The organism is ANME-2 cluster archaeon, assembly GCA_014237145.1.
Taxonomy (GTDB): Archaea; Halobacteriota; Methanosarcinia; order Methanosarcinales; family Methanocomedenaceae; genus Methanocomedens_A.
Window position 1 is genome coordinate 1 of record JAAXOC010000007.1, and the last position, 15,747, is coordinate 15,747.

The 15,747-nt window shown below is 44.3% G+C and carries 18 protein-coding genes; 2 read left to right on the top strand and 16 right to left on the bottom strand.

Going from position 1 to position 15,747, the window contains the following annotated elements:
- The first annotated feature begins 623 nt into the window (after window positions 1-623).
- Window positions 624-1,994, top strand: coding sequence for an ATP-binding protein (locus tag HF974_00945; GenBank protein ID MBC2696912.1), 1,371 nt, complete (start codon window positions 624-626; stop codon window positions 1,992-1,994).
- Between the two features lie 97 nt (window positions 1,995-2,091).
- Here HF974_00945 and HF974_00950 read toward each other — a convergent pair whose 3' ends face one another.
- The 12 genes from HF974_00950 to HF974_01005 form a co-directional block, all read right to left on the bottom strand.
- Window positions 2,092-2,259 carry a hypothetical protein gene (locus tag HF974_00950; GenBank protein ID MBC2696913.1) on the bottom strand — a complete coding sequence of 56 codons (168 nt, stop codon included), beginning with the start codon at window positions 2,257-2,259 and terminating at the stop codon, window positions 2,092-2,094.
- Between the two features lie 48 nt (window positions 2,260-2,307).
- A complete protein-coding gene (locus HF974_00955; GenBank protein ID MBC2696914.1) occupies window positions 2,308-3,726 on the bottom strand; it encodes an ATP-binding protein in 1,419 nt (472 codons plus the stop codon).
- 549 nt (window positions 3,727-4,275) lie between these two features.
- Window positions 4,276-5,061, bottom strand: coding sequence for a sugar phosphate isomerase/epimerase (locus HF974_00960; GenBank protein MBC2696915.1), 786 nt, complete (start codon window positions 5,059-5,061; stop codon window positions 4,276-4,278).
- A gap of 1 nt (window position 5,062) precedes the next feature.
- Window positions 5,063-5,749, bottom strand: a complete 687-nt coding sequence (locus tag HF974_00965) for a UMP kinase (GenBank protein MBC2696916.1) — start codon at window positions 5,747-5,749, stop codon at window positions 5,063-5,065.
- 55 nt (window positions 5,750-5,804) lie between these two features.
- Window positions 5,805-6,629, bottom strand: coding sequence for an NAD(+) kinase (locus tag HF974_00970; protein ID MBC2696917.1), 825 nt, complete (start codon window positions 6,627-6,629; stop codon window positions 5,805-5,807).
- A 409-nt stretch (window positions 6,630-7,038) separates the two neighbouring features.
- A complete protein-coding gene (locus tag HF974_00975) occupies window positions 7,039-7,656 on the bottom strand; it encodes a CDP-alcohol phosphatidyltransferase family protein (GenBank protein ID MBC2696918.1) in 618 nt (205 codons plus the stop codon).
- On the bottom strand, window positions 7,656-8,201 hold the full coding sequence (locus HF974_00980) for an AAA family ATPase (GenBank protein ID MBC2696919.1): 546 nt from the start codon (window positions 8,199-8,201) through the stop codon (window positions 7,656-7,658). Before HF974_00980 ends, HF974_00975 begins: the two co-directional genes overlap by 1 nt.
- Before the next feature lie 199 nt (window positions 8,202-8,400).
- Entirely contained in the window at window positions 8,401-9,498 is a 1,098-nt protein-coding gene (locus tag HF974_00985; GenBank protein ID MBC2696920.1) for a histidinol-phosphate transaminase, read from the bottom strand.
- Window positions 9,495-10,670 (bottom strand): acetylornithine transaminase, encoded by a 1,176-nt coding sequence (locus HF974_00990; GenBank protein MBC2696921.1) that lies wholly within the window; start codon window positions 10,668-10,670, stop codon window positions 9,495-9,497. Before HF974_00990 ends, HF974_00985 begins: the two co-directional genes overlap by 4 nt.
- Before the next feature lie 80 nt (window positions 10,671-10,750).
- Window positions 10,751-11,116, bottom strand: a complete 366-nt coding sequence (locus HF974_00995; protein MBC2696922.1) for a hypothetical protein — start codon at window positions 11,114-11,116, stop codon at window positions 10,751-10,753.
- A gap of 1 nt (window position 11,117) precedes the next feature.
- Window positions 11,118-11,465, bottom strand: a complete 348-nt coding sequence (locus HF974_01000; GenBank protein ID MBC2696923.1) for a hypothetical protein — start codon at window positions 11,463-11,465, stop codon at window positions 11,118-11,120.
- A gap of 118 nt (window positions 11,466-11,583) precedes the next feature.
- Window positions 11,584-12,843 carry a proteasome-activating nucleotidase gene (locus tag HF974_01005; GenBank protein MBC2696924.1) on the bottom strand — a complete coding sequence of 420 codons (1,260 nt, stop codon included), beginning with the start codon at window positions 12,841-12,843 and terminating at the stop codon, window positions 11,584-11,586.
- Between the two features lie 63 nt (window positions 12,844-12,906).
- On the opposite strand from HF974_01005, the gene HF974_01010 reads away from it, so the two are divergent.
- Window positions 12,907-13,392 (top strand): TIGR00270 family protein, encoded by a 486-nt coding sequence (locus HF974_01010; GenBank protein ID MBC2696925.1) that lies wholly within the window; start codon window positions 12,907-12,909, stop codon window positions 13,390-13,392.
- Window positions 13,393-13,450: 58 nt separating this feature from the next.
- Here the strand turns inward: HF974_01010 and HF974_01015 are convergent, their stop codons facing one another.
- The 4 genes from HF974_01015 to HF974_01030 form a co-directional block, all read right to left on the bottom strand.
- A complete protein-coding gene (locus HF974_01015; GenBank protein MBC2696926.1) occupies window positions 13,451-13,819 on the bottom strand; it encodes a DUF356 domain-containing protein in 369 nt (122 codons plus the stop codon).
- Between the two features lie 163 nt (window positions 13,820-13,982).
- Window positions 13,983-14,588, bottom strand: a complete 606-nt coding sequence (locus HF974_01020; GenBank protein ID MBC2696927.1) for a ZPR1 zinc finger domain-containing protein — start codon at window positions 14,586-14,588, stop codon at window positions 13,983-13,985.
- Entirely contained in the window at window positions 14,588-14,962 is a 375-nt protein-coding gene (gene sepF, locus HF974_01025) for a cell division protein SepF (protein MBC2696928.1), read from the bottom strand. The genes HF974_01020 and sepF overlap by 1 nt, the downstream gene beginning before the upstream one ends.
- 112 nt (window positions 14,963-15,074) lie before the next feature.
- Window positions 15,075-15,557 (bottom strand): DUF1947 domain-containing protein, encoded by a 483-nt coding sequence (locus tag HF974_01030; protein MBC2696929.1) that lies wholly within the window; start codon window positions 15,555-15,557, stop codon window positions 15,075-15,077.
- Window positions 15,558-15,747 lie beyond the last annotated feature (190 nt).

The following is a 15,747-nucleotide window of genomic DNA, read 5'->3' on the forward strand; positions in this document are numbered from 1 at the left end:
CAGAATGATGAAAACTTAGGAGCTTATTATACTAGGAAAATCGAGAATGGGAAACACCACAAATCAGCATTGAATGCTTTAGCAGCTAAGCTATTGAGAATTGTATATTGGGTGTTGAAGAACGATAAGGAATATAAAGTTCAATAAGTCAGGGAAATAATAACGGGAGTGAACCAAACAAATTCTGTCTTAGCGATAGCTGTCGATTTTTATTAAATGTTTATTTCGGTGTATCCGTGTCGGTCGCAGCCCTGCCTATTAGTGACGTTAAGAAATCAGCCGCCATAATGCTGTCGAGCGAAGCGAACCCCGAAGGGGCGACAGCTTTATGAGAGGTTGATTTTAGTCACGTTGGCAGGGGGTGACATGGAATCCAGAACAACAACATGTATATTTCGGGCATCTGGGGAGGGAGCGGCCCTGCCTCGCAAATCGACCGAAAGGTATAATAGTACGTTAATCTGCGTCTTGAAAATTACTGAAAAATATAACTGTATCAGACCATATATCTTACGCTATTGTATGGTTGACGTGACACTAGTACACAAAGAAACCCAAAGATTTAATATCTAGTGTATAATAAAGTAACTTACTATATAGTACACGAGAGATTAGATATGTTTGTGAACAGGAACAAGGAACTTGCAATTCTTAACAACACACTTCTAAGCGACAGGGCCGAACTTTTCGTACTCTACGGCAGGCGCAGGGTCGGGAAGACTGAACTTCTAAAGCAGATACTCACTGCTAACAAAAAAGCTGTGTATTTTCTTGGCAGGTCTGAATCTCCAAAAGATATGGTACTGCGGCTATCAAATATTGTTGCTAAAAAGTTTAATGATGAGCGGCTTGCGAAATTTCCGTTCAGGGACCTTGATGAAGCATTCCATTATTTTGCAGGGAAAAAAGGTCTGGTTATAATTTTAGATGAGTTCCCGTACATGGTGTCGTCATACCCTGCCCTGCCATCTATAATGCAGGATTACTGGGATAATCGGCTGAAGAATACTGACATAAAGATATTCATCTGTGGCTCATCCATAGGAATGATGGAGAAGCATTTCTTCAACTATTCTTCTCCTCTTTATGGAAGGAGGACAAAACAGTTCAAACTCCAGCCTTTGCGTTTTCCAGCACTAAAAGACTTCTTTCCATCCGCCGGTCTTGAAGAACTACTTGCAATATATGCAGTGTTCGGAGGGACACCAGCGTACATGTTAGAATATGAGAATGACATCTTCGAAACTATCAGGACCAGAATATTAAGAAAAGAAGAATTCCTGCACAAGGATGCAGAATTCATCCTGAGAGAAGAACTAAGGGAACCAAGGTATTATTTCTCGATCATACGCTCCATAGCATTCGGGAACACCACCACAGGGAGAATAATGAATGATACAGGCATTACAAAGGATGTAGTAGCCAAATATCTCTCAACACTCCAGGACCTTGATATCATTGAGCGCCATGTTCCTGTTACAGAGAATATCAAATCCCGTAAAGGCATTTACAGAATAAAAGACAATTATTTCAGGTTCTATTTCAGGTTCATTTTTCCATACATGGAATATATCGAAATGGGTGAAGAGGATTTTGTACTCAGGGAAATCAAAACTAATTTCCAGAGATACTCGGGTCTGGTATTTGAGTACGTCGTGACCGATCTCATTAAAGAGAACAGGAATCTCATCCCAATGCAGTTCACCAGGATTGGAAGCTGGTGGAGCGCGGGAGAGGAAATTGATATAGTGGCAATTAACGAAAATACCGGGGAGATCCTGTTTGGAGAAGTTAAATATACGAACAAAAAAGTTGGAGTAAAGACTTTGAATGCTCTTCGGGAAAAAGCGAAAAATGTTAAGTGGGGAATCGAGAACAGGATTGAACACTATCTGGTTATCAGCAGGAGTGGATTTGAAAAGGATATCATGGACAGGGATATCACGCTTATAGATCTGAAAGCGCTGGAAAGAATTACAAAAATCCGTAATTAGAAATTGGATTGGAATTAGAATTAACTTCTACCTTTCATCTCCCCTCTCAAACTTAGAAACTCCCACATCCATAACTGGAAAATGATACAGTGTCGGTTCAATCACCTCTAATATACCCAAGACTTGTCTTTCCTTCCTCTATGGACCGTGATTCAAGTATGAACCTTGCATCAAGATGTTGAAGCGCATGACATACTTTTTTCCAGTCAACAGTCCCCTGTCCGGCAGGCAGATGCTCGTCTTTTGTACCATGGTTACTCTGCACACTCAGCGTTTTTCAAAGCACTTGCGCTCTGTTCAAAAGTCTGTATCCTCAAATATTTTCAAAATCTCCCAGATCAAACAACAAAAACCCCTCTTGCTCTGCAAACTTCTCTGCCCTGCGCGTAAAACCAGCTTTCGATATCACTGCAAAATATTCTGTTCTTTCCCCGGTATACCAGTTAACGAATCCGGATTTCTTTTGCAGATCCTCTAAAACACCAGCATCCGTCTTTTTGTTCTCCCATTTGCACTCACAAAACAGGATATCCTTTGTATTTTCATTTAAAGCAACAATATCGATTTCATAGGTATTCTTCCCTCTCTCACCCCTGAACCTGTCCCACTGCCTTCCGATCTTCCCAAAAACAAAAGGGAGTTTATTTGATCTGTTCAGTTCTATCAAAAACTGCTGTGCTATATCTTCAAACGATCTACCTGTAAATGTGTTCAATTCCGCAGTTATCTTTTCCATCACACGCGAAGTGTTTCCTATCTCAAGCTCGGAATAGTTCGGGTATATGTACCTGAACCAGAATCTAAAGAAATTGTCTTTTATCAGGTAGATACTTTTTTTGCTTTTTTCCTGTTCTGTAACCGGGATCTCTTTTTTCAGGAGATCCATATCGTTTATCAGGACATTAAGATAATAGTCGATCGAAGTCGTTTTTAAGCCGGAGCTAGCAGCAATTTCAGACGATCTCGATACACCCTTTGAGATGTATTTTAAGATGTTGAAGTAGCTATAACTGTCTGATATCTCAGTTTTTATCAGGATCTCGGGCTCGTTGTAGAGAATGCCTGTTCTGGACAGCATACGTTGTATGTTTGCCATGACGTCCCTGCTCTCAACGTCTTCGAGGTATTTCGGAGTGCCGCCGTATATCGCATATATCTCAACAAGCCTGTTCGTGGGAAACGAAGGAAACCACTCTTTTAATGCAAAAAAGTTAAACGGCTGGAAATAAAGCTGCCCGGTCCTTCTCCCGTACAGGGGGGATGCATGATCGAATATCTTGTGCATCATGCCTATTGATGAGCCTGAAACTATCAGAAACATTTTTGAATCTTTTGCATATCGGTCTATGAATTCCTGCAACAATGAATAAATGCCCTTGTTGATATTAAAAAACCTCTGGAATTCATCAAATATCACTATCATCTGCCTGTTCTGAGAGTGCACGAAGAGCTTTTCGAATATTTCGTTCCATGATGGTGTCCCGATGAAGCTCAGTTCGAAGCTCTCATGTAATTTTCTTGAAAGCTCAAGCCGGGTATCCATATCGTTAAGCTCAGGCACAAGGAAGTAACTGTAGTTTGACCTGTTTGTTATGAATTCCTGAATAAGCCTTGTTTTCCCAAGCCGCCGCCTCCCGATAACTGAAATGAACCTAAAGTCCTGTTTATTGTACTCCTCTTCAAGATACTTCAGTTCATCTTTTCTGTTAATGAATTCAGATTTTATTGTCATAACAATTATTGTGTACACAATAATATTTAAAGAATTCTCAATTGGATGAAGCGGGTGGTCTGATTTTTTAAAACTCCCTTATGGCAGATAGGTCTTAGTCCTGCCGCCATCGCCACTTTTGCTCTCCCAATGCGAGCGAGAAGCAGCGCGCCCAACCCAGCCAAATACTGTGACAGACTGATGTGAAGCTGGAGGTATGGGATACCAGGCTGCAACGGAAGTGAAGGTTATAAGCGCCGAAATACTGATGATCTTGGAAGATTGGGAATCGAATCAGTTCATAGTACCGTCGAAGCAGGGTAATGCCTGTGGAAGGAAGTGACTGACAGTTGAACGTTGGGACCGGGATACATCCTCCGTACTCAGATGCGGGTAAAGGATAGTAACAAAACTGTACTTGGATATCTTCCACACATGCGCGAATCGTGTACAGTAAATCAGTTCAGAAAATGAACATCAAATCAGCGTCGATCCTTGTAAATCGTGTCTGGAAAATAACTGGAAAATGATATAGTGTAGTTTCAATTGCCTATAATTTCACCCGTAATTTCAATTGCCTGTAATATACCTGAGACTTGTCTTTCCTTCCTCTATGGACCGTGATTCAAGTATGAACCTTAGATCAAGATCTTGAAGTGCATGGCATACTTTTTCCCAGTCAACAGTCCCCTGTCCTGCAGGCAGATGCTCGTCTTTTGTACCATGGTTATCATGCAGGTGCACATGTACAACCTTGTCAAGACATTTATCAAGGAATTCATCTACCCTTCCATTGGTATTGGCATGCCCCACATCAAAGGTCAGCCCCAGGTTATCACGGTCAACCGACTCGATCATACCCAGCATTTCCTCTGCCTGCCTGCCAAAGATAAAATCCATATTGACCATATTCTCCACACCAATGGTCACATCATATCCGGCTGCAAAATCACATAACCTCTGCAGACCCTCTATATTGCGGTCCCATGCAAGGTCAGGCATCTGCATACCCAAAGGTGAAAGATGTCCCGGATGTACAACTGCCAGGCGTGAAAAAGGTGCAGACAACCCGATTATTTCCGTCATCTGTTGAATGGTTTCGTCCCATATGTTCTCATTCAGGCTTGCAAGGTTAAGGTCTGAGAAAGGAAGGTGGATCGTAAGTGTAAGGTCGGTCGTCTCAATAACGTTTGATATTTTTTCCAGGTTATCACCAAGAAGGGTCTGGTTCCCTTCGCAGACGATTTCCCACCCTGAAAAACCCATATCTTCAAGTTCAAAAGCATAATCAAACGGGTCATCTACAACTGACCTACAGGAAAAACCAATCTTACCTGGCGCAATTCCGGGATTCATGTTACCTGCCCGGGCTCACGGAAATAAGTGTTCCGTTATGGCGCCCGGCAGCAGCTTCATTGATGTTCCCAGGCTCCCTGCCATCGATAACAAAGGTCTTGATCCCGCACCGCTGGATGATCTTGGCTGCCAACGGGTCCAGGGGCGAGTTAGAACCTGCGCTCATGTCAGTCTTCATTACAATATCAACCAGCTGGGAAGGCGTCATTGAGGATATCTTTTCTGCTTTGCTGTCAAGGTTGGGATCAACAGTATATACCCCGTCCACTGAAGTGGCATTGATGAGCATGTCAGCCCCCACATATTCAGCCAGCACAGCCGATACCGCATCAGTTGTCTGTCCTGGTATCAGGCCTCCCATCACTACAACCCTGCCGGTAAGTGCCGCATTCCTGGCGTCCTGATAGCTGGTGAGAGGGACAGTATAGGCACTGTTTCCTAAGGCAACAATGAGGAGTTTTGCATTAATGCGGGTCATGTCGATACCGATAATGTCGCATTCCACTTCATTTGCACCCAGATCCCTGGCAGCAGTTATGTAATCCCTGGCAATCCTGCCCCCACCGACGACAATGTACGTGGTATGTTCCTCTGCAAGTGCTTGTATACTGCTGGCATATTTCCTGATCCTTTCAGGGTCCAGATTGCTTGTAAGCACAGACCCGCCAATTGAAACCACTAATATCATTGCTATTACCTGCCCCTTCTTACGTTATCTCAGGACTTAAATCCAAATGTTTTATTCAATGTAATTTGCTTTTTACTTTATCGTAGAAACCGTCGGTATTTATACGTACGAACCGGGCCGGTGTAGCTGCCTTTTTAATCCGGATGATGTCACTGGAAGAAATTACCTGCGAGAACTGCCCGTCCACCACCACTTCTGCTTCTTTGTCAGGCAGCAACAGTTCCACCTTAATAGTACTCTGGCCGGGTACGGCCCACGGCCTGGAAGAGAGCTTGAATGGTGCCAGGGGTACAACTACTATGGTATCTACCTTTGGATCAACAATGGGGCCACCTGCGCTCATGGCATAAGCAGTGGAACCGGTTGGTGTGGCTATGATCAAACCGTCAGCCCTCAGTTCCTCAAGTTCATGTTCATCAACCCAGACCCTGTAAGCAAGCATCTTGGCAGGGTGGGCCGTGATGATAACCACTTCGTTAGTAGCTGGTGGAAGTTTCATGTCATTGATCCATATATCCATCCGGAACCTCTCATCCACTTCAAATCCAAAAAGTACTGAATCTATGGTCTGGAGTGCATCATCGGCTTCCACATCCACAAGAAAACCCAGGGTTCCTAAGTTTATTGAAATAACAGGTAGGGGGTCATCCATGTGCTGGACTGTTCTTAGCACTGTGCCGTCCCCGCCGATGGTTATCACCATCTGCACACCAAGCTGGCGCATCCGGGCCACCGGGAAGCCTTCAATGCCCAGCTCACTGGCAGTACCCGGGTCAACATAGATGTCCAGTTTTTCTTTGAAATGTTCAATAATATCCCTTGCTATTTCTACAGCACCAGGCTTATCGCAGCGTGAGACCACTCCTACTTTTGTTATCATTTATTTCCCCTTTAAACACTTCCGGTTTGAGATAATAAAAGTAGTATAATCTGTTACAGTATTATAACCCTATTGTTGTGAGTGCAAGAAATTGCTTCGTGGCGTTAGCAGTTACTTGAACCTGAATTTCGACCTATTTAGTAACTATGTCATTTGAAAGAACAATTGTGAATGGTGGGAATAAATATCGACGCCTTGTAGAATCAAGATGGGAGAATGAAAAAAATACGATCTGGAATACACGTAATTGTATCCAATTCGAGTATCCACTTCAAATCTAAGGGTAAATTGGAAAAATGCAATCATACCAAATTGTCGATTACAACATCAGTAGCGATCATTGTCCAGTGATGTGTGTCGTCACTCTTTACTATTACCAACAAATTTGAAGTGGATACTAATTCGATAATTATTCTTGCTCCATCTCACTCCAGATGCGTAAAAACCGCTGCAGTGCCGTAAAGTGGGACGTGATTGCAATCACCACTATAACCCAGCCCAGCATTTGCATAGAATATATCTCAAAAGGGTAAACAACATTTGCGGCAGTGACCATAATTATAAGTGCCAATCGGTCTGCCCGTCCCATGATGCCGCCGTAGTCCCGGCCTACTCCTACGGCCTGGGCCTGGGTGCCCATGTAGCTGGTTATCAGCACTCCTGTGATGGCGGCTGCTCCTATCATCCAGTGGGCATATCCGGCAAAGAATATTCCGCAGATGATTAAGGTATCAGCATACCTGTCAATGACATGGTCCAGCAGGTCGCCTCTGTCTGACTGGATGTTCTTCTGCCGCGCCATCACACCGTCCACGGCGTCTGTGAATGAATTCAGTATAACAAAGACCAGGGCTGCGGCAAGGTATAACCGGTTGTCTAAGGAATAATAGTAAGATACACCTGACATCAGTGCAAATATGAGCGAGAGCATAGAGACATTGTTTGGGGTCAGTCCCATGCGGGAAAGGGCTGAGGCTGAAGGTTCCAGGATAAAGCTAATATACGGCCTGTAGGTGTTGAGGGTCATCAGAACACCTCCTCGCTCCAGTCGAACCGGCCGGGCAGATATCTTTCCACCTGCTCAAAGTTAGCTGCCGACAAGTGCTCAATTATCGAATCCACCAGGATGGCAGCGTCTTCGGGTGAGGATGTGGTGGTCTCTACTTCATAGACCATGTCGTGCTTAAGGGTGGTTTCAACCAGTATCACATCCAGTGCTTCAGCTTCCATATTTTCCCTGACCTTTTCCTTGAAATATGCCCTTTCCTCAAGCCTGTGGGCCAGTACGCCGGGTCTGGTCCGCAACACAATGACCGCATCGCTCCCTTCCAGGTAGTGGGATAAGTGTCCTTCAATGATTATTGTTACGGTCTCATCTTTTACCAGTTCATCCAGGCGTCCCTGGAGTGCTTCTATATCTGCCACCAGGGAACCGCGCATTTCATCCCTTCCGGTATGCAGTCCTTCATCAGTTATCATCCGGTTAATATCTATGATCCTGTACTTCTTACCCAAGATGTGGCATATGGTGGTCTTACCAGTGCCGGGAGTACCAGTCAATGCAATTATCATAATGAAGTGCCTGTCAATGTAATTATCATAATGGAGTGCATGTCAATGCAATTATCATAATGGAGTGCCTGTCAATGCAATTATCATAATGGAGTACCAGTCAATGCGATTATCATAATGGAGTGCATGTCAATGCAATTATCATAATGGAGTGCATGTCAATGCAATTATCATAATGGAGTGCATGTCAATGCAATTATCATAATTGCACTATACGGGTAAGTGCGTCCACAAGCCTGATATTCTGGGTAGGGGTGCCTACAGTTATCCTTATAAGGCTCTCCCCCGCATCCCTGAATGATGTGCAGTCACGTAAGATGATGCCCCGTTCCAACAACGCCTCCGTGATATCTTTGCTCTTCTTTGGAGATACATCGATCATAATGAAGTTCGCTTCAGAAGGAAATACCCTGCAATGACCAGATAATCCATCATTTAAAAACTGCCTGCCTGTTAGCACATTCTCGATAGTCCTTTTCCTGTGATCAGTGTCCTGTAGGGCTGCCAGTCCTGCTGCTACAGATATCCTGCTTATGGCAAATGGGGTGGTCACCTTCATATATTCCCTGGTTATCCACTGCGGTACCACGGCGTAACCAACCCTGAGACCTGCAAGTCCCATAGCCTTGGACATGGTACGGCCCACTATGAGATTATCATATTCAGTCACCAGGCCAGTAAGGCTCCTGTCTGCGAACTCCACATAGGCCTCGTCAAGGAACACCAGCGCCCGGGTGGATTCTACGATATTCCTTACATCGGCTTCTGGTACAGTGTTGCCTGATGGGTTATTGGGTGAGACAAGGTAGATAAAACGTGTGGAATCGCTGAGTGCTAAAATCACTGAGTCAGTATCCACGCTGTAATCGGGCAGCCGCTTCACATAGACCGGCACCCCGCCTGCTGACCTGACAGCGATCTCGAAGTATGAGAACGTGGGGGTGGGGATAATGACATCTGTACCGGGCTGCACGAAGAGTCGCACCAGTGTATCAACAACACCATCCATACCTGCACCTAGAACCACATTATCTTCCGGATAACCCACGTAGTCTGCAAGGGCACACCTGAGTTCGGCAGCGTCTACCGAAGGGTACACGCTTATAGTATCAGCCATGTTACGCACAGCTTCGACTGCCATGGGTGAGGGACCCAGCGGGTTCTCATTCGAGCCCAGTTTGATGATATTACCAGGTTCAATACCGTAGCCGACCGCTATCTCCTCTGTGGATCTGCCTGGGACGTATTCCTTTATTCCCTTGATGGAGTCCTTTATGAATTCCTTGGCATGCGTCATTCTGCCCTCTCAATTCCCTGCGCCACAACATCTATCACTTTATCTATCTGCTCCTGTGTTATCACCAGGGGCGGCACGAATCTGAGCACAGAGTCGGATGTACAGTTAAGCAGCACACCGTTCTCCCTTGTATAGTCAACAACAGGCCCGCATTTGACTGCCAGTTCCACACCTACCATCAATCCCTTTCCCCTGATCTCCCTGACAGCTTCCAGTTCAAGCTTTTCAAGCTTATCTACCAGGTAGCATCCCATCCGGGCCGACCTGTCTACCAGATCCTCATCTTCTATTACTGTAAGTGATGCAAGAGCAGCCACACATAACAGTGGTCCGCCGCCAAAGGTGGCTGCATGGTCACCTTTTTGCATCAAGGAAGCGGTCTCCTCCTTTGCAAGCAGTGCACCCATGGGCAATCCACCTGCCATTGCCTTGGCTGTTGTCATGATATCGGGCACTACACCTGAGTGTTCACGTGCGAACCACTTCCCGGTTCTGCCCATGCCGGTCTGTACCTCGTCAAATATGAGCAGTGCACCGACATCTTCGCAGATATCCCTTGCCGCTTGCAGGTAACCATCGTCGGGAACGCGGATACCTCCTTCACCCTGTATTGGTTCCAGTATCAGGGCGGCCGTGTCGTTGTTCACGGCACCTTTCAGTGCCTCCACATCGTTGTATGGTACAAACTCTACCTTCTGGATGAGAGGCTGGAACGGCTCCCTGTACTGCGGTTTGTGGGTCACGCTCAACGCACCCATGGTCCTGCCGTGGAAACTGTGTTCTGCCGCCACAAAATCGGTTCGTCCGGTTGCCCTGCGGGCAAGTTTTAACGCACCTTCTACAGCTTCTGTTCCTGAATTGCAGAAAAACACTCGGTCCATGCCTGTCCTGGGTACAAGCCGGGCTGCCAGTTCGGCTTGCTGGCGGGTATAATATAAGTTCGAGACATGAATTAGTTCTGACACTTGCCTGCTAACTGCTTCCACTACGGCCGGATGACAGTGGCCGATATTGTTGACCGCGATCCCTGCAACACAATCTATATATTCCTTACCCTGACTATCCCGGACCAATGCACCCTGTCCACTGGTAATAGCTATGGGTTGGCGGGTATAGTTCTGGAAGACATACTTTGAATCCTTTTCAAGGATATCCTGATATAAGTTTTTCATAGGCTATTCGTATCAGTGATATAAGTTTTACGTGATAAAATCTTTGATGGGACCCGGTTGGGAAAATAGCCGACAGGATGTTAAACCAGATTTTCCACCATTTTGGCAGCTTTTTTTAACTCAGTTAAAATAAGACCCAGGCCCCCTTCTTTGTTAGCCATTACTACAATCAGGGCATTGGGACCGGCAGAATAGGTGATCAGGCTGTTCTCATCGGTTTCCACAATAATGGAATTAAGCGCTTCATTGCTGAGTCTCTTTGTAGTGGACTCAGCAGACATATGGAGTGTAGCTGCCAGGGCTGCAAAGGCTTCACAGTCCGAATCCTGGGTGGCCCTGGATACCATTAACAGTCCGTGACGGGAGATGATGGCAGATAGCTTGATATCACCCAATGATTCCAACTTGATTAAAATTTCTTCAAGCTTTTCCTTTAATGTTGCCATATTACATCCCACGTCTCCCAACTGCACTTATGGCTGTGTTCAATATGAAAATAAAATATATTACAGTAATCTGGAATACAGTGAGAGATATTTTCATAATAAGGATCATATCATCTCCTGGTGTGGGATTGATAAAATATTCAATTACTGCTGCAATAAAGAAAAATATCGAGCCGACAAACATCATATTAAAAGCTTTAATAATCTGGTCATATTCAAGGAACAACCTGGACCGGATAACATCAGGATCTATTTTTTTCATAGTGGAAGCTATCAAGAAAAAGATTACCACGATCATCAGCCTGGCAATGAAATCAATTGAATCGAAAATAAAAAAGATATTATCCATTCATTTTTCCCCTTATCTGAACCGACACTCTTGTTCAATATTGCTCTTTATCTATCGTTCAATGCTATATATTTTACTTTATTCTACACAGGGGAATTACTTGGTAAATTATGATTTTTTACACAAACATGCCTTCTGAAACTGTACTTGAGCTATTTTTATTGAGCAAGACCTTTGATATGGCACTTTCCATATCTTCAACCTCAACTTGTTCCTTCTCTTTTCGAATGGCAAACATCCCTGCCTCTGTGGCAATGGCCTTTAATTCAGAGCCGTTGGCCCCATCAGCGATCTTAGCCAGGTAATTAAAGTCAATGGTCTTCGAAAGCGTCATATTCCGCGTATGTATACCAAGGATCTTTGCTCTGGCTTCCTGGTCTGGCATAGAGACTTCTATGAACCGATCAAACCTTCCCGGACGCAAGAGTGCCTGGTCAAGGATATCCAGCCTGTTTGTGGCTGCCAGCAGCCTTACCTCGCCCCTGGGATTAAAACCATCCATCTCGGACAATAACTGTATCAAGGTACGCTGTACCTCCCTGTCACCGGCTGTGGCGCCATCATATCGTTTGGCCCCGATAGAATCCAGTTCGTCAATGAAAATGATGCTTGGTGCCTTATCCTGGGCAAGTTTGAACAATTCCCTTACCATGCGCGCACCTTCTCCTATGTATTTCTGGACCAGTTCAGAACCAACGATACGCAGGAAAGTGGTACTTGTATGATTTGCCACTGCCTTTGCAAGCATGGTCTTCCCGGTCCCGGGAGGGCCGTAAAGCAATACACCATTGGGTGGGTCTATCCCTATCTTTGTAAATGCTTCGGGTTTGGTAAGGGGCAGTTCTACAGCTTCCCTTAGTTCCCTGATCTGGTCATTAAGTCCTCCGATTTGTGTGTAATCCACATCTGGCGTTTCTATGACCTCTACACCTTTGAGAAGGGCACTTAAAGATGAAGGAAGCACTCCCACTACTGCCAGTGTTTGCTGGTTCAGGGCCACCTGGGCCCCTTGTTCCAGGTCAGACCCTTTTATAAATTTTGACAAGCCAACCACAAACTGGGGTCCGGTGCTGCTCCTTACTATTAGTTTGCCGTTTTCAAGAACTTCAACAATAGTGCCCACAATAAGAGGTGAGGTTTTCAAGCGTTCCAGTTCACTGGTAAGTGACCTTAAATCCCGTTCAAATTTTATTTTTTGGGACTCAGCATAACGTTTCTCTGATTCGATCTTATGATTTTGCTCCCTCAGGACATGATTTCTTTCTTCCAGCTGGTGCATTCTATCAATAAGGTATCGTGAAAAATCATCGTTTCTTAGTTCTGGCGGAATGTCGACAGATAATCCTTTTACACTGTCGTCTTCAATGATTCCTGTCATATTTAATCTCCGAACAATATTTAAGTCCATACGATATATAGCCTTTTCGAAGGTTGAATTATAATGCAGTGTGAAATATGCGGCGTAGAGATTATTGGATCTGCAAGGAAAGTAGTTGTTGAAGGAACAGAACTTTATGTTTGTGGCAGTTGTTCCCAGTATGGTAAGACATCCCAGGGTTGGACCCCAGTTCCAAGAAAGGTTGCACCCGTTGCAACTACACCCAAACCCGTTATAAGAAAAACCAAACGCCGAACCTTTGATGATATGGATGATGAGATCGTATCAGATTATAGCAAGATCATCCGTGAGGCCAGGGAAACAAAGGGATGGACACTGGAGGAACTCGGCCTGAATATCAAGGAAAAAGCAGCCCTGATACGCAAGATCGAGCGTTCTGAGATCAAACCTGAAGATAATTTGCGAAAGAAACTTGAACGCAGCCTGGAGATCAAACTCACTGAACGGGTCAGTCATGACACCATGGAGCATGGAACCGGGTTCCAGGGCACAACACTTGGAGATATTGTCAAAATTAAACGAAAGTAAAAGGATATAACTCAACCTTTTCTAATTATTATTGATGCATTTGCTATTTCAGGATTTATTAAAAATCCTGGTATTCCTCATCGCTTCCGGCACCCAATTCCATTTCAGGCATTTCGTCAATGTCCTTGGCAAGTAATGAGAATACATCATGCCTTGGGCTTACTATTATAATATGGGCTGGGGGATGGATCTTTTTTAATCTTCCAATGGCTGAACTTGCATGGTCTCCCAGGGGAACTACTGCAGCTGAATTGCAGTTTTTCCTTAGGTTGGTGTGCATTACATCCTCCAATACTTTATCTGCCTCTTCAGGGTCCAGTTTTTTCGGGCTATCATCAAAGGATAAATGACCGTACCTGACCAGGTCCCTGAGTGCTACATTTACCTTTATGTTGCTCTCAGCCCTTATTACTGCAAACGATTTCATTTTTAACACTCCCCTATAAATGATTACATTTATTGCTATATATATTTTTCAGAACAATGCGAATATATATCATAACATATTTTGTATCAAATACTTAAGTTCTTTGCTTCGTTTTGTTCACGATGTATTGACACCTTCCAATGGTAACTACTGAATTGGCACTCTATTCCGTAAAATGATTAGGCAGTTCATCCTTTTCCAATATGATGTCACCGGTTTTCAGACCTTTTGCTTCTTCCGGTATCATGACCTCACTTATGGCCTTATCAGATATTATTGCACTATTACCCAGTGGGTCCTCGATAATAATAGTAATACCAAGCTCACCCAGCCTCACCTGCCGTAATGACTCAAGTATCTCGTGTGCCCTTTCTATACTCCCTGGCGGCTCATCTTCCCATCTTGTAACCATACCCACGACATCCTCAATGCGGCACAGCACACCTTCAATATTTGATACATAGGATTCACTTGCAGGTCCGGGTTCGATATTAATTCCAAGTTCAGGGATCCTGATAGTCCCGGAAATAGAGCGTATCACCCTTATATCCAGATCCTCGGCCGATTCCACTTCCAGGGTAAACCTCATGGGCTCGCGCTGGGTTAAGATCATTGTATCAGCATACTTGAACCCACAGTCACATTGGGAGCATGTATGCATAACATCGCCAAAAAACGGGATATTATCCGGCTGCCAGGTAATTATAATGGAGTTTTGGCACAGCGGACAGTTGGTTTTAGTAATAAAAGGTTCGGGATCCTTATTCACTATTTGCCACCGAAAATCTTTGAACGGTCGATCCTGACACCCATAGGGGCAACGATCACCTGCTCTTCACCCACACCGGCAATATCGCCGTGGACATCTTCCACTACTTGTTTAAGTTCCTTGATAGCACGGTCGAGATTGAATTTGTCCCTTTTTAACAAAGAAATATCAACTAAAAGCAAATTGCCATCATATACTTCCTTCTTGAGGTCAGGTAATTCATTCAAATTATTAAGTTCTGCAATGCGGATATACATCTCTGCCGGTTCGTTCTCAATTACCTCTTCATAATCACTGAGATCAAGGTCCACATATTCGTCAACATTGGATTTGGACTTCGCTGCGCCCTTAAATAGTTCTTTGAGTGCTGCCATTAATATTCACCCTTATAATAATCTAAACAGGATAACCTAACTGACTTATACGATTGCCATTACATATATGTTTTTGTTTTCCTGCAACTGAAAGCATCATATTGAACCCCTGTTACAGTTCGATATTCCATATCCTGTCACCCACATAATGTATTGTCTTGATAACCTTTCCACTATCTCCGATCATTTGTTCACCGGATACCAGCGCCCTGCCAATGGCCAGGGGTTTGCCATGCGTCTGCTCTACAATTATGACTAGATCCCCTTCATCAATACCAGAATCGGCAGAGACAATACCCGGGCGCATGATATCCGCTCCTTTGGCAATAAATGAAACGGCACCTGCATCTACTATTACCAGCCTTTTTTGAGGTTGGAGTTCCAATGCGCCCTGGACAGTAAAGAATGGCTTACCATCTGTAATGAAAAAGAGCGGTTTTCCATCCACAAGTATCAGTTTTTGATCCTCTGCCTGGGCTAACTCTATGCGCTTATTTCCAATAACAGTGTCGGCATCCTCTAGAATATTCCTGATCGTATTGATCATTTCTTTTTGCTGGCTTTTCCGGAGTTGATGCCTGGGTTTTGTTTTCACGTATCGCATTCCTAATTATTCGATAGAGGATTTGATAAAAATCCTCGATATAAATCTTCGATATAAATCCTCGATAGAAGTCTTCGACAGAAGTCTTCGACAGAAGTCTTCGATAATTTTAAGTAGGCGTATAACTACTTTGAAGCACTATTCATAGTTTAGCATTTAAACTTTTGCAATGCTATTGGAT

What these genes read in the sequence shown, in the direction of transcription:
- HF974_01000 (MBC2696923.1), bottom strand. Translation starts at nt 11,465, where the DNA reads ATGGATAATATCTTTTTTATTTTCGATTCAATTGATTTCATTGCCAGG.
- HF974_00995 (MBC2696922.1), bottom strand. Translation starts at nt 11,116, where the DNA reads ATGGCAACATTAAAGGAAAAGCTTGAAGAAATTTTAATCAAGTTGGAA.
- HF974_00965 (MBC2696916.1), bottom strand. Translation starts at nt 5,749, where the DNA reads ATGATATTAGTGGTTTCAATTGGCGGGTCTGTGCTTACAAGCAATCTG.
- HF974_01015 (MBC2696926.1), bottom strand. Translation starts at nt 13,819, where the DNA reads ATGAAATCGTTTGCAGTAATAAGGGCTGAGAGCAACATAAAGGTAAAT.
- HF974_00975 (MBC2696918.1), bottom strand. Translation starts at nt 7,656, where the DNA reads ATGACCCTCAACACCTACAGGCCGTATATTAGCTTTATCCTGGAACCT.
- HF974_00985 (MBC2696920.1), bottom strand. Translation starts at nt 9,498, where the DNA reads ATGACGCATGCCAAGGAATTCATAAAGGACTCCATCAAGGGAATAAAG.
- HF974_01005 (MBC2696924.1), bottom strand. Translation starts at nt 12,843, where the DNA reads ATGACAGGAATCATTGAAGACGACAGTGTAAAAGGATTATCTGTCGAC.
- sepF (MBC2696928.1), bottom strand. Translation starts at nt 14,962, where the DNA reads ATGGCAGCACTCAAAGAACTATTTAAGGGCGCAGCGAAGTCCAAATCC.
- HF974_00960 (MBC2696915.1), bottom strand. Translation starts at nt 5,061, where the DNA reads ATGAATCCCGGAATTGCGCCAGGTAAGATTGGTTTTTCCTGTAGGTCA.
- HF974_01010 (MBC2696925.1), top strand. Translation starts at nt 12,907, where the DNA reads ATGCAGTGTGAAATATGCGGCGTAGAGATTATTGGATCTGCAAGGAAA.
- HF974_00955 (MBC2696914.1), bottom strand. Translation starts at nt 3,726, where the DNA reads ATGACAATAAAATCTGAATTCATTAACAGAAAAGATGAACTGAAGTAT.
- HF974_00970 (MBC2696917.1), bottom strand. Translation starts at nt 6,629, where the DNA reads ATGATAACAAAAGTAGGAGTGGTCTCACGCTGCGATAAGCCTGGTGCT.
- HF974_00990 (MBC2696921.1), bottom strand. Translation starts at nt 10,670, where the DNA reads ATGAAAAACTTATATCAGGATATCCTTGAAAAGGATTCAAAGTATGTC.
- HF974_00980 (MBC2696919.1), bottom strand. Translation starts at nt 8,201, where the DNA reads ATGATAATTGCATTGACTGGTACTCCCGGCACTGGTAAGACCACCATA.